The following is a 13,517-nucleotide window of genomic DNA, read 5'->3' on the forward strand; positions in this document are numbered from 1 at the left end:
ACAGGTGGCAGCAAGCTGGGAACCTGCCACCCGCCATCGGCGGCCCACGCAGCCTTGACGAACGACCGCTGCGGTTGGACCCGGCATACCCCTCGTCCGAGGTGACTTCGAAACCCACGTCGGCGTAGTGCACCATGGGCTGGTGAGCTTGCCTCCAGCCGTTGACCCCGCCGTGAGCGCGCGGATGTCGAACACCCGTGGACGCGACACTTCTCCGGAGATGGCGGTCCGTCGCGCGCTTCACCGGATGGGGCTGCGGTATCGGGTGAACTATCGCCCAGTCCCTGGAGTTCGACGGACAGTCGACATCGTGTTCACCAAACAGCGGATCGCAGTTTTGATCGACGGATGCTTCTGGCACGGCTGTCCGGAGCACTACCGCCCAGCGACAGGCAGCCGCAGCCGGTTCTGGGCCGACAAGATCGAAGGCAACCAGCGTCGGGACCGCGAATCTTCGGAAGTGTTCAGTTCAGCGGGCTGGCTAGTACTTCGATTCTGGGAGCACGAAGATCCCGTGACCGTGGCCAACCGAATCTCTTCGGCGGTCCACGAAGCCACCCATCGCACTACAAGCCTGGCTTCCGTGTCACCGCATACGTGACTTGTTCGCAGTCCGCGCCGACGATGTCGCATAGCGCTTTTACCAACTTCCAGTCGTCGGCGGGCAGCCGCGCGCTGTTCGGCTTCGTGACGACGACGGTGATTGGCTTCGACGAGTCCCCGGCACGGACCAGACAGGAGTTCCAGATCAGCCCCTGGAGAGCGCTTAGTGGCCCCCAGATCACGAACATCGACTGGCCATCGGGACACTCGGCGAAGCACCTCATGGGCTTCTCCTCGATGGTGTCTGGCTTAGGCAACCACTGATCTCCGAGCGCGAGGCGCACCACGGACTCGGGTCCGGGATACGCCCTTTTCGTGAAGGACGCGATCGGCCCGATCCCCTCCAACGCCCGCCGGTACTCCTTAGCCGGGCCATCCTTGATCCAGACCCTGACCTTCTCTGCTGGCATGTACGGCGACAGCCGCCCCCCGATCTTCGGGTCTTTCACGAAGCGGTCGTACATCTCGCTAGCGGCGCTCGAGGACACTTCCTCCCATCGCGCCACGTCGAGCCGTCGCACTACTTCCTCGATGACCGCAGTGCGCACGTCGGCCGGGACCTTGGCCACTAAACCCCCTCGATCGGCGGGAACTCGAGTCGCACGTTGTCGTCGGCACCGCCCAGGTCACCGACATCGGCCATCCATTGTTCGAGCAGATCGCGCACGTGCAGATCCTCGAAGACGAACTGGTTGTGTCCAATCGAGACGTGCTCGATCTCATCCTCGGACACTTGCTCGCGCATGTCGTAGACCTCCGCCAGTCGTCTGATGTCGCTGACGAAGTCGAGGACCTCTACGTGGGTCTTTCCCTTACGGAGTCGTAGGCCACGCCCGAGCTGCTGGACGAAGATTCGCCGGCTGTGGGTGACTCGCGCGAAGCACAGGATGTTCACATCGGGGACGTCGACCCCTTCATTGAGGATGTCCACCGCCACCAAGATCGGGACCTCACCGGAGCGGAAATTCAGGAGCCGCTCCCGCCGTTCTCGACTCTTCAGGTTCGCGTGGAGAGTCGCGGTCCGCTCCCACCCTGGGCGGAGTGCGATCAGATCGCGCATCCGCTCCGCGTGCTCAATGGTTTGGCAGAAGATGATGGCGCGTGGGTTCGTCGTCTGGTCCCAGACCTTCTCCAGGCGCTCCTTGACGGCGTCGTCCCGCTCGGGGATGAAGAGACGCTTGTTCAGGTCCTTGATGGTGTAGCCGTGCTCTGAGGCATCGCGAATGAAGTCCCAGTCGATGTTGTCCGCGAACACCCGGTACTTGACCTCCGCTAGATAGCCGAGCTTCATACCTTGCGAGATCGACACTCGTACGACCGGCTCACCGAAGGTCTGCTCGATGTCGTATTTGTCGCCTCGCCATGGCGTCGCGGTTACGCCGAGCCGCTTCGCCTCCGGTAGGCGGTCGAGCATCGTGGCGTAGTTGCCGGTTTCTCCGACATGGTGCGCCTCGTCGACGATGACGAGCCCGGGTGAGTAGCCGGCCTCGATGTAGTCGCGGGCGGTCGGAGCGACACCAAAGGTCACTCCCGGGAGCGAATTCGGCTTAGACGTTCCGTGCAGAAGGCGCGTGGGGATGTGCTTTGGAACATCACGCCACATTGCGCGTTCGAGCTGTTCGACTAGGTCAACCATATGTGCGGTGACCAGCACCTGCGCACCTGGGTTTGCCAGCAGGAAGCGCCTAAGTACCCGGCCGGCAACGACGGTCTTACCGAGCCCGGTGGCGAGGTAAACCAGCGCCTCACCGGTGTCGCTGAGCGCTCGCCATGACTCTTCGACCGCGCGCTCCTGATAAAGGTGCAGGTTGAAAGGCTTAACGCTGTCCGGAACACGTTCGTAGAGGGTTGACAGCTGGCGCCCACCCCAGAGCGTGATATTGATGCCAACGTCACGCAACGCTTGGGCACGCTCCTGCGCTTTTCGGATAAAGACCCGGTTCGTGACCACCACCGCACGATGGATGCCGTAGTGCTGCATCGCTGCGTGCGCCTCGTCCACAGCGTCTGCGTCGACGGACCCCGACATCTTCCACTTCGCCTGGAAGATCCAATCCGCACCCTTTAGTCGACCGATCACGTCGGCGCCCTTGTCACCGGGGCCGTCGATGTTTACCACGTCGGTAAAGGCCATCAATCCGAGCAACCGCTCGAGCTGCCGCGTGAACCCCTTCGGCCCTTCCTCTACGAGGAAGGGCGGATCGAGAAACGAGGTTGTCATGCGGACACGATCTCTGCGTCGAGCAGGTCGGCGGTTAGAAGCAGCCGACCCAACTCCAGCGTCTGAAGCGCTGGCGATCCCGCAGCCATCCGCCGCAGATCAGCGAGAAGCGCTCCGAGACGCGCCACCTGGTCTGCCCGCGTGTCCTCGCCGAGGGACGCGTAGGTGGTCCGGAACAACGCACCGTCCAGAACGAGTCTGGGGCTGTTCGTCACGAGGTCGTGGATGCCCTGCGCGCTTAGGTACCGTGCGAACTCTCCGCTCACTACGGCGCCGCTCCAGTTGATGTCTGGTGCGATGCTCACGGCGTTGACTTCCGCAGCCCGGCGGGACTCACTGGACAGGGTGCTCCAGTACGTGTTCGAGTCCTTCGAAACGAGGTCAGCAAGACGCTCACGCATGTCATCAAGCAACGAGTCGGCCCGCGCTCGGACGGCGGCGGAGTTGACGCGGCGGTCGGGGAATTGTTCGAGAATCGACGTGACGAGTTGATCGATCGGTCCGTCGACCGAGTACACGTTCTTCAGTTGGGGAGCCGCGCAGACCAGCGCGACGTTCATCGGTGACCAGCCGTAGTGAGCGATCAGGGTGGTGCCTCGATCGACGTATATCTCGACCTCGCCGGCGACGATCCGAATCGCGTACGGCTGCTTCTGTCCGTCCCTGGTCAACTCGACACCGGACGTGACGTAAACGCGCAGCACTGGCTGCGCGTTCCCGATTCGCACTTCGCGGTCGGTGTCTGGCAGAAGGGTCGCAGCCGCTTGATATCGCGCGAAGCGCTCTTCCTCGGTCTCGGGCTTGATCGGCTCCGGCTCGTCGGCCTCGTGCTCCTCGCCAGACGCGCCGCCGGAGTCCTCATCGTCCTTGCCCAGGTGGGGTAGGCCTTCCTCGTCCAGCCAGCCGTCGTCATCGTCCGGTAGTGGCGGCGCGGGTGGCGGGCCGTTCTTGATCCGATCGTGATTCGCTGCCGCCTCGTACCACTTCTCGTCGGTCAGGTACTCGGGATCACCGTTGCGAAACTTCACGCCCCACGACTTGACGGCCTCGTGAATCGACGACTCGCCGTTCCCCGGGACGAGGTAACGAAGTCCGGGCTTGTTCTCTCGGTAGGCGTTGAAGAAGCGGCTCATCGGCGAGGTGTTCTCGTGCCCGACCAAGCGCTTCGCGTACTGCGGCCGCAGAGGCTCCGGACCGCGGACCTTTTCGACCATGAAGCGCCATTCCTGCGACGAGGTGTCGAAGTTGTTCTTCCGGACGTTCACTGGCGCGTGGTCGAGGTGTATCTCGCCGACAATCCTGCCCATGCCAAGCTCGATCGGGTATTCGAGCTCGAAGTCGCCGTCCGGGGTCTCCCAGTCGAACAGGGACTTGTCCTGGTAGGTGATCGCTCGGCCGTGACGCAGGAACGTCAGACCGAAGTCCGACTTATCGGCGTAGCGCTGGATGCCGAGCCAGCCCCAGATCCGTCGTTCGCGTTCTTCGATGTCGGTGCTCTCGCACTCGACGCACCTTTCGTAGGCCGAGGTGTACCAGCGGCCGCAGTTCATACAGGCGAAGGCGTTGGTGAGCCGGATGTCGATGTCGGCGACAGCTGGGACCTCGCCGCCCTTATAGGTCACCGAGCGGCTCGGATCCCAGATGCACGGAAGATGCGGACTTACTGGGCGCTTGTTCACGTACAACCGTTGGTTGGCGCCGCGCATCAACTCCGCACCTGAGTGACCGCCCTGGGGGTCGCGAAGCATGTAGGTGTAGATGCGCCCGAGGTGGCCCATCGTCTCCTTGATCGCGCGCGTGCTCCTCAGCCGCGTCACCATGTCCTCGCGAAGGTTGGTGACCGTGACAAGAGTGCCGTGCTCCTCGCGCGCCTTGTCCTCGTAACGCAGAGGCACCTCGTAGGTGGACTGGCGCTGCATCGCCGGGAGGTCGATGGCCGCGATGACCCACTGACCATCGCCCCTTCTCCCGGTCCTGACCTCGGTCATGGTTCCCAACCGCGCTGTGGCGATGTTGAAGCCCATTCCGAACAGACCGAGGCTGCCGAAGCGCTGCTTACCCGACGTGCCAGCGCTGAGCGCGTCCTGCAACTGCTCCGGCGACATGCCGCGCCCGTTATCGCCCACCGAGATCTCCGAGGACTTGGAGACGACGCTGGAGGTCGGCAGGGTGATATCGATCCGCGGCTCCAGAGTCGGATCCTCGGCCGACGCCTCGACCAGTTCGTCCAGCGCGTTGTCGACCAACTCGCCGAGACACTGGTGTAGTTGCAGGTCGACCTCGGCAATCATCTCCAGGATCCGCGGGGACGGCATGAGGTTGAGCGTGCTGGGCCGAGCCCCAGTCATGAGGCGATCTCCTCCTTGATCAACGCCTTGTAAACGCTCTCGGCGACAATTTGCCCGAGCAGCACGGGGACCGCGTTGCCGATCTGACGCATCGCCTCTCCCCACGAACCGTGAAGCTCGTAGTCGTCGGGAAACGTCTGGAGGCGGGCGCTCTCACGGACCGTGAAGTACCGAATCGAGCCGTCGACGTTCCTGAGCATGTTCTCACCGCCAGGCACGCCATGGCCGCCCGCCTTTAGGGCCTTGGCGGGCATGTCCAGCGGGCTGCCCGTGTGACCTGGGTAAGACCGGGCTCCCGGCTGAAGCTCGTGATTAAGGACTGTCTGCGACCGCCCAAGGGTTGGCTCGGGCAGATTCGCTAGGGCATCGCGCACCGTGCGCCAGCGCTGGTGCGGTTCGTCACCAATGAGGTACTGGGGAACCTGCAGCTTTGGACGCTCCGGCCTCTTGCTCTTCGGAACTTCGTGCTCTTCCCAGTACTCGCCGGTAACCCACTGTGAATGAAGTAGGGCCCGCTTGGAGTGGCTGGCGGTGGGGAAACTCCACTCGACGTCGAGGTCCCCACGGAAGCCTACGATAAAGACCCGGTGTCGCTGCTGGGGTACGCCGTAGTCTGCCGCATTCACGAGCGTCGGCACGACGTGGTAGTTGAGGTCGTAGCTTTGACGGTTCTCAATCGCCGCGCGCAGCCGCTCTAGATGGTCGATCCACTCTTCGCCCCGCTTGGCGGTCACGGTCGGTAGCGCAAGCCTGAGCTGGATGTACTCGTAGTAATCGGCGAAGGCCGTGCGGGTGAGCCCTCGGACGTTCTCGATGATGAAAGCCTGCGGCTCCAGGCCAGCGATGATCTCCGCAGTCGCGGGGAACATGTCCCGAGGATCATCTGCGGCTTTGGCCAGGCCACCTGTGGAAAACGGCTGACAAGGAGGCCCACCGGCTACCAGCGTGACATCTTCGGTCACCACCGACCATTCGAACTTGCGTACGTCACCCTCGTAGACGTTCCAGTCGGCGACGAGTTCGTGACCTCGCCTTTTGTTCTCCCGAACCGTGTCACATGCCCACTTGTCGCGTTCCACTGTGGCCACCGACTTGAACCCCGCCATCTGGCATCCAAGAGCCAGCCCGCCCGCACCGGCGAAGAGCTCCACGCTCGTGAGTCGAGTCGACGTGTTCTCGACGGCGGGGAGATCCGACAGGTCTGCGGAGGGGACGACGGGGGCGACCGCAGTCTTGGACATGCACTTCCTTCGCTCATGGGTGTGGCTGCGAACATCCTGCCCGAAGCGACCGACACTTTGATGGCGATCATGTGTGAAACGCCGGGAATGAACGCGCCGACGAAACGATCACATGCAGCCGACCATCCGGCCTCCACCACCGTACGACCGCAGCGTGAGAGCAATCATGCCCAGCACGACGCCGGACGACGGCTCGTGCTGCCCCGCGCCCGGCTTCCGGCGACGTGGCGGTCGTGGACGCCGACGATCGAATCCTGTTGCTGGATTTGGAAACCTCGACTCCGAGCGCCTGTGGCCCCATCCCTCGCGGGGCGCGACTGGAGACCCTGCTCACTGCGCCCAGCAAGATCCACCACGCCGTCGCCGCCTACGCGCTGCCCGCTGATGCTGGAGGGCGGCGATCCACTGGCGTCGTTGCAGGCCCAACCGCGCATCGCGCCCCGGCGTGTACCGCATAGGCCGACGTCGACAAGCTGGCACCGCTGGGGAACGCCCGCCACATCCACTCCGAAGGTGGCCGAAACTTCCTGGTCGGCAGCGGGTACGGCCGCTTCGCCGGCCTCGGACCTGTCGAACTGCTCGTCCAGGATGGCCTGCACGTCGCCACGCAGCTGGTCGACGTCGCCCACCATGTGCATCGCATCTCCTGTCTCATCGGCACGCCAACCGTAGACACCCCCTGGGCAGGACGAGCCGGAACCCGACGAGGCCACGGCGGCACCGGTCGGCTGCCGGAGCTGACCGGTGCCGCTGCGGGTTGATGTAGCGCTCAGTCGGAAGCGTAGGCGCGGTCGAGTTCGACTCGGACGCGGGCTAGCCGGTCGCGCCACCAGGCCACCTGTTCGGTGTCTGTCGGCTCGTAGGTATTGAGCAAGGTGGCGTCGGGTGCCGGTGGGGTACAGGGAACGGGGAGGTATCCGTCGACCGGCCGCAGCGATGCGGCACCGGCCACCACGTCGCCTTCTAGCAGGGACAGTGTGCCCAGTCCGCAGGCGAAGTCGAGTTCTGGCAACGCCCCGGCGAGGGCGAGTTGCGCGGCTAGTCCGACGCTGGTCTCCAGTGCTGACGAGATCACGCACGGCAGCCCGGCGGCTTCGGCGACTTGCAGCGACCGCCGCACGCCGCCGAGTGGAGTGCATTTGATCACCGCTACGTCGGCTGCGCCCGCGACCGCGACCCGCATCGGGTCCTCGGCGCGGCGGATGGACTCGTCGGCGGCGATGCGCACGTCGACCTGGCGGCGGACGGCGGCCAGTTCCTCGATGGTGCGGCAGGGCTGCTCGGCGTACTCTAGTCCGCTCGCGGCCTTATCGAGCTGGCGAATGTGCGCGACGGCGGTATCGATGTCCCACACGCCGTTGGCGTCCACTCGGATCGCCCCATTCGGCCCCAACGCGTCGCGGACGGCTTCGACGCGGGCGAGATCTTCGGTGAGGGACTCGGGGTGGTCAGCGACCTTGACTTTGGCTGTGCGACAGCCCGACCAGGCGGTGATGTCGTGTGCGCGTTCAGGGCCGACCGCCGGGACGGTGCAGTTGATCGGGATGCGGTCTCGCACGGGTTCGGGCCAGCCGATGGTGCATTGCTCGATGGTGGTGGCCAGCCAGGAGGCGGACACCGTGTCGTCGTAGTCGGCGAACGGGCAGAACTCGCCCCACCCTGCGGGGCCTTCGATCAGCATCCCTTCGCGCACGGTGATGCCCCGGAACCGGGCGCGCATAGGGATGGCGTAGACGCGGGCTCCGGCGAAGTCGATCCGGTCGAAGTCGATGTCGCTGGTCATCAGGCGGCGGGGTCCTCGTCTCGGCGGGCGCGGTTGCGGGTCAGCAGGTCGGTGATCCGCTCGTCCAACTCAACCAGGCGTGGTGAGCTGGTCCGCACGGGGCGGACATGGCGTTGCAGCGTGCGCAGCCGGTCGAGTGTGCGGGTGGAGCTGACGTCGACGGCGGTGCGCACGGCGTCGCGGCCCAGCGCTGCCGCCTGCTCGTAGTCGCGTCCGGCGAGGTGCGCGGTGGCCAGGTCGGTTTGCACGAAGCACCGGCTGCGGACCCGCCACGGTTCGTAGGTGTCCATCGCTTGTGTGATCAGGCGGGTGCCCTGCTCGGGCTCGCCTACGTCGCGCAGGCAGCGACCGAGGTCGGCGGCGAGTTCGGCTTCGGTATAGAAGCCGAGCCAGGCGGGCTCGTCGCCCCCTCGGGCGCGTTCGTAGCACCGTTCGGCGTGCAGCACCGCCGTGCGAGTGGAGTTGCCATCGCTGAGAAGGGCGTGCCCGCGTGCCTCGACGGCGTGGAGCAGGGCGGACAGAACCGGGGTGGCCTTGCCGTTGGCGACGTGGTGACCGGCGCGTGCTAGCGCAATGGCTTGGCGAGCGTGACGCAGCCGATCGTATTCGGTGATCGCGCCGTGGCCGATCTGGACCGTCATGCGGCTCATGTGGGAAAGGACGTTGGCGGCGTAGAGTCGATCGCCTGCGCTCATGGCCAGGTTGAGGGTCTGGATGTAGTAGCGCTGGGCCAGCGAGTGGCGGCCTACGTCGGCGGCCATCGAACCGGCCAGCCAGGAGGCTTGGGCGATCGCGCCGAGCAGGGCCTTACCGGTCTTCTCCGAGTAGCTGCCGTGCATGACGGTGCTGGCTTCACGATGCAGCAACTGCACCACCTGCTCACGGACGCGGCCCGAGCCGTACCGGTGATCGAGTCGCCGCAGGTGGGCGATGTTCTCGGTGATGATCTCCACATCGGGCATCCCGATGCGCCTGCCCGCGACCCGCGCGGTGTTCTCGGCGGGCGGCACGGTGAGCGCGAACAGAGCAGGCTCCGAGAAGGCCGCCGCCGTGAAGGCGGAGCCCAGCAGGAACTTGCGCCGATCCATGTCCCGTCCCGACAACTCAACAACCGTACGGATTGTGCCGTCCAGTGTGCCTGAACACTGGAGCCCGTCGTAGCGATCATCGGATGCGGGAGTTCTGTCGGCAAACCCGCACTCGGTGACGCTGATCTCACGGTGCAGGTGCCGGGACAGCACCTTGGCGACGAGCCGGGGCACCGGCCAGCGCGGCTGGGAGCCGTCGAGTATCCGTTTCACGGAGGTGGTGTTGGTGCCGACGTGGACGCCTTCCTCCGCGCCCGCCGTTACCACGGCACGCGCGAGCGCGGCGTTGCTCATCCCCGCCTCGTCCAGTAGTGCACGCAGCGCGAGGTTGCTGTCATGCGCTTGGCCTTCGCGGCCCATCCGGTCACATCCTGCGTAGGTGTTCTGTTGCTCGCCGTAGTCGATCGTGGCGCACCGACGACGCCGTGTGAAGCCCCGCGAGCGAAGCGGGACCCCAGTGAGACCCCCGGATGCCAAGCGGACACAGTGCAACGTATCCCTGACTGCTATCGGGCTGACCTGGGGGTTTGTCTTGTGGTGACGGATCAACAACCGACCGTTGCCAGGAGGCGAGACATGGCCATGCCAACGATCACCGCCGTACAGGGCGGTGGTGACTCCCATGAGTCCCGCCAACAGCCCCCAGCATCAGGGCTGACCGCGACCGCCGTCCACTACGACCGCTGGGGGTGGCTGGTCCTGCCAGCCGGTGATCGGCTGCTGCTGACCACCAATGATCAGATCAGCGCGGTGGAGCTGCCCGCCGCGCTCGGTGCGGAGGTGCAGCACTACCTCACGGTGCGGCTGCTCGCCGGACCGGTGATCGCCCTGCCGGGCACACCTCGCCGCTGTTTGCTGCTCACCCAGTCCGCTGACGAGTCCACCCCGGTCGACCTCGTCCGGCTCCGTGCCCGAGGCGCGGTGGCCCCACCGCTGCGGCACGTTGGTCCCGCTGCCCTCCAGTCGTGTGGAGTCCGGCGTCGTGAGCTGGCAGGTCCCGCCGTCCCTGGACGGCCCGTCGCTGCCGCCGTTCACCGCCGTCGTCGCGGCGGCCCGCGCGGTGATCGAGACGGCAGGGCTGGCGTGATCGGCCCGCACTACGACGTCATACGGGACGGGTAAGGACGCGCCGATGTGCGTGTGTGGCTGGCAACTCGTCTCCGTGACGGTGCTTCTCCAGCTCTTGATCATCGCCTACGGCGAGATCGAGGGACGACGTCGCAGCGAAGCCGATCGGCTCGCGCAGCGCAGCCGACAGGTAGACGCCGCACTCGCCGAGCGCCGCACCACTGCCCGTCATCGCACGGGTGAGCCCGTGAACGCCCTGCGCGCCCGGTACGACGCCGACACCCAGCTCTACCACCCAGCTCCGACCGACAAGACCGCTTGACCGCTCTGGCGGCGCAGGGCGCGGCACCTCCCGCCCTCGGCCCCCTGCGCCGCCGGAGCACCCAGGCGTGGCACGACCGCCGCCCGTACCCCCGACCGGGCTCGGCGTGCCGCACCCGGCACGCGGTGCGCCATCCCGCGCCGCACCGACCACAACCAACGAAGGGACGCGGTCCCGATGTACGTCAGCGGCATCCCGGTTCACGTCGAGAAAGACACCACGTTGCGCGCGAAGATCCATGACCCGTGCGGCCTGACCTGCACCTTCTGTCACAACGAGGGCACTCCGGTCGTGGTGGACAACCGCCGCCGGTTGCTCGGTGACTTCACCACTGCCGGCCCAAGCGGGCGCGTGTCGATCTACGCCGCGACCAACAGCGCGGCGTTCCTGCCCGCCGCGATCCCCCACGACGAGGAGTTCGGCCACACCCTTGCCGCCTTGCGCGATGCCCTGGATCTCACCGAGGTGCACCTGACCGGTGGTGAACCGACCCTGCATCCCGCCGTGGCACGGCTGACGAAGATAGCGGTGGACGCCGGATTCCGGGTCGGGATGACCTCCAACGGCGAACGCGGTGACCGGGTACTGCCTGAGTGCGCCGCCGCAGGGTTGGACCGGGTGAACTTCTCGATCTTCGGCACCACCGCAGCCGAACTCGCCGAGGTCCAGCACGCCCGCTACCGCAACCCTGAACGTGCCGAACGCAAGCTCGACGCCCTCAAACGCTCCATCGCCGCCTGCGAGACACACGGCATCAAGGCCAGCGCCAACATCGTTGTGCTCGACCATAGTCACGCCGGGCGCGTACACAGGCTGCTGGACGAGTACTCACCGCACTTGTCGGTGCGGCTGCTCAACTCACTCGACCACGGCACCGTGTCGATCGAGGCCATTGAACGGATTCTCTCCGAGCGCGGCGCGGTCGCCGAGGCGCACTACATCACCGCTGGCGTCTCTGGCGCGCGCACCGCCTACCGGCTGCCCGACGGGCGGCGGTCGTTCTTCAAACAGATCCGGCCGGTGCGGCTGCCCGAGACGTGCGCGGGTTGCCGGTTCAACAACGACACCGACTGCCAGGAGGGCTTCTACGGCGTGCGGCTGTACTACGACCGCACCGGCCGCTACCAGGTCGGCGTGTGCATCCAGCGCATGGACCTGTGCCTGCCCCTTGACGAGTTCCTGAACAGCCCCCTTCGCTCCGAGATCCTGTCCTTGCGTGAAGCCGAGTACCAGCGGCTCGCCACACGGCGTGCCGGATAACGTCAACCACCGATCACCTTTCGGAAGGAGCCCCGCGGTGCCCATCGAGCACGAAGCCAAGATCCTCGACATCGACCCCGAAGCCATGGAACGACTGATTCTGGACAAGGGCGGCCAGAAGCTCGGCGAACGGTTCATGCGCCGCTACGTCTACGACATCACCCCCGGCGACCGGTCCAAGTGGATCAGGCTGCGCGACACCGGCGACGAGATCACCCTGACCGTCAAGCAGATCACCAGCGACGCCATCGACGGCACCCACGAGATCGAAGTGAGCGTCGACGACTTCGCCGCCACCAACGCCCTGCTCGGCGTGATGGGCTTCACCGCGAAGTCCTACCAGGAAACCAAGCGCACCAGCTTCATCCTCGACGCCGCACAGGTCGAGATCGACACCTGGCCCCAGATTCCTCCGTACCTGGAGATCGAAGCCGGATCCAAGGACGAGGTGATCAGGGTCGCCGGACTGCTCGGCTACACCGAGGACAACCTGACCGGCGAGAACACCATCAAGATCTACGCGCGCTACGGCATCGACCTCAACGCCGTCCCCATGCTGCGCTTCTGATCGACACCGCACAGACCGGAACCCCCGTAGCAACGCCTATGGGTCCGGCTACCAAGTGAACCGAGCGTTGAACAACCGCGTGTATCTGGGGGAGCTGACCTTCCGGGGGACCACCGTGACCGACACCCACGCACCCATCATCGACCTCACACGGTGGGAGCAAGCCCAAGCCATCCTCGACGCACGCGGCGAATCCCACGCCCACCGCGCCGCGTCCGGCTCCGACTACGTACTCACCGGCCGCCTGCGCTGCCCCCTGTGCGGCAAGGCCATGATCGGCACCCGCGCCACCGGACGAAACCGCACCTACCGCTACTACACCTGCTGGAACCTCGCCCGCTACGACGCCAGCAAGTGCGACTTCGAGCGCTTGAACGCCGACGCTGTGGACGCGGCAGTCCTCGACGCGCTGGCCGGTTTCTACCGCACTCAACATGACCTCATCGCCGTCGCCATCGCTCACGAACAGACCCAGCACCAAGCGACCAACGCCGACCGGAACGCCGAACTCGCCGCCGTCGAGAACGAGATCACCAAGACCGGACAAGCCATCGACCGCTATCTCACCGCGTTCGAGCGCGGCACCATGGACGAAGAACTCGTCGCCGATCGACTCACCGAACTACGCGCCAAGACCAAGCACCTCCGCGTCCGCCGCGACGAACTCGCGTTCGCCCTGGACGACGAACCGACCGCGCCGGAGCCCGCTACCGTGGCGGCGGTGGCCGCTCAGATCGCCGAGATCATTACCAGCGGCACCCACAACCAGACCAAGGCCCTCGTCGAAGCCCTGGTCGCCAAGGTCACCATCACCGGACCCGACCGGCTCATCCCAATCTTCCGCATCCCCCAACCCCCGCAACAACGACGGGGCCGCACCCACCCTACCAGCGGAAACGGCCCCGAACGGAGTGGTTCGCACAATGACTGAATCGGTGGGCCGCCTGGGGCTCGAACCCAGAACCTACGGATTAAAAGTCCGCAGCTCTACCAATTGAGCTAACGGCCCGTGCGG

General features: G+C 65.7%; 13 protein-coding genes and 1 tRNA gene. 6 read left to right on the top strand and 8 right to left on the bottom strand.

Annotation, left to right across the window (positions count from 1 at the left end):
* The first annotated feature begins 184 nt into the window (after window positions 1-184).
* Entirely contained in the window at window positions 185-601 is a 417-nt protein-coding gene (locus ACFPCV_RS35050; RefSeq protein WP_378061718.1) for a very short patch repair endonuclease, read from the top strand.
* Here the strand turns inward: ACFPCV_RS35050 and ACFPCV_RS35055 are convergent.
* The 7 genes from ACFPCV_RS35055 to ACFPCV_RS35085 form a co-directional block, all read right to left on the bottom strand.
* Window positions 567-1,172 carry a hypothetical protein gene (locus ACFPCV_RS35055; RefSeq protein WP_378061405.1) on the bottom strand — a complete coding sequence of 202 codons (606 nt, stop codon included), beginning with the start codon at window positions 1,170-1,172 and terminating at the stop codon, window positions 567-569. The two genes, ACFPCV_RS35050 and ACFPCV_RS35055, sit on opposite strands and share 35 nt — an antisense overlap.
* Window positions 1,172-2,824 (bottom strand): helicase-related protein, encoded by a 1,653-nt coding sequence (locus tag ACFPCV_RS35060; RefSeq protein WP_378061406.1) that lies wholly within the window; start codon window positions 2,822-2,824, stop codon window positions 1,172-1,174. Before ACFPCV_RS35060 ends, ACFPCV_RS35055 begins: the two co-directional genes overlap by 1 nt.
* Window positions 2,821-5,172 (bottom strand): ATP-binding protein, encoded by a 2,352-nt coding sequence (locus ACFPCV_RS35065; RefSeq protein ID WP_378061407.1) that lies wholly within the window; start codon window positions 5,170-5,172, stop codon window positions 2,821-2,823. Before ACFPCV_RS35065 ends, ACFPCV_RS35060 begins: the two co-directional genes overlap by 4 nt.
* The gene (locus ACFPCV_RS35070; protein ID WP_378061408.1) at window positions 5,169-6,413 is read right to left on the bottom strand and encodes a DNA cytosine methyltransferase; all 1,245 of its coding nucleotides are present in this window, start codon (window positions 6,411-6,413) and stop codon (window positions 5,169-5,171) included. The genes ACFPCV_RS35065 and ACFPCV_RS35070 overlap by 4 nt, the downstream gene beginning before the upstream one ends.
* A 164-nt stretch (window positions 6,414-6,577) precedes the next feature.
* Window positions 6,578-7,051 carry a hypothetical protein gene (locus ACFPCV_RS35075; RefSeq protein ID WP_378061410.1) on the bottom strand — a complete coding sequence of 158 codons (474 nt, stop codon included), beginning with the start codon at window positions 7,049-7,051 and terminating at the stop codon, window positions 6,578-6,580.
* A gap of 131 nt (window positions 7,052-7,182) precedes the next feature.
* Window positions 7,183-8,196 (bottom strand): o-succinylbenzoate synthase, encoded by a 1,014-nt coding sequence (locus ACFPCV_RS35080; protein ID WP_378061411.1) that lies wholly within the window; start codon window positions 8,194-8,196, stop codon window positions 7,183-7,185.
* On the bottom strand, window positions 8,196-9,644 hold the full coding sequence (locus tag ACFPCV_RS35085; RefSeq protein WP_378061412.1) for a hypothetical protein: 1,449 nt from the start codon (window positions 9,642-9,644) through the stop codon (window positions 8,196-8,198). The genes ACFPCV_RS35080 and ACFPCV_RS35085 overlap by 1 nt, the downstream gene beginning before the upstream one ends.
* A gap of 216 nt (window positions 9,645-9,860) precedes the next feature.
* On the opposite strand from ACFPCV_RS35085, the gene ACFPCV_RS35090 reads away from it, so the two are divergent.
* From ACFPCV_RS35090 to ACFPCV_RS35110, 5 genes are all read left to right on the top strand, one after another.
* Window positions 9,861-10,406, top strand: coding sequence for a hypothetical protein (locus tag ACFPCV_RS35090; RefSeq protein WP_378061413.1), 546 nt, complete (start codon window positions 9,861-9,863; stop codon window positions 10,404-10,406).
* A gap of 40 nt (window positions 10,407-10,446) precedes the next feature.
* The gene (locus ACFPCV_RS35095) at window positions 10,447-10,674 is read left to right on the top strand and encodes a hypothetical protein (protein ID WP_378061414.1); all 228 of its coding nucleotides are present in this window, start codon (window positions 10,447-10,449) and stop codon (window positions 10,672-10,674) included.
* 177 nt (window positions 10,675-10,851) lie between these two features.
* A complete protein-coding gene (locus tag ACFPCV_RS35100) occupies window positions 10,852-11,934 on the top strand; it encodes a radical SAM protein (RefSeq protein ID WP_378061415.1) in 1,083 nt (360 codons plus the stop codon).
* 37 nt (window positions 11,935-11,971) lie between these two features.
* Window positions 11,972-12,502, top strand: a complete 531-nt coding sequence (locus tag ACFPCV_RS35105) for a class IV adenylate cyclase (protein ID WP_378061417.1) — start codon at window positions 11,972-11,974, stop codon at window positions 12,500-12,502.
* Window positions 12,503-12,581: 79 nt separating this feature from the next.
* Window positions 12,582-13,433, top strand: coding sequence for a recombinase zinc beta ribbon domain-containing protein (locus tag ACFPCV_RS35110; protein ID WP_378061719.1), 852 nt, complete (start codon window positions 12,582-12,584; stop codon window positions 13,431-13,433).
* Between the two features lie 5 nt (window positions 13,434-13,438).
* Here ACFPCV_RS35110 and ACFPCV_RS35115 read toward each other — a convergent pair.
* Window positions 13,439-13,511 (bottom strand) — tRNA-Lys (locus tag ACFPCV_RS35115).
* Window positions 13,512-13,517 lie beyond the last annotated feature (6 nt).

Origin of the sequence: Actinophytocola glycyrrhizae, from assembly GCF_042653545.1 — a bacterium.
Lineage (GTDB): Bacteria > Actinomycetota > Actinomycetes > Mycobacteriales > Pseudonocardiaceae > Actinophytocola > Actinophytocola glycyrrhizae.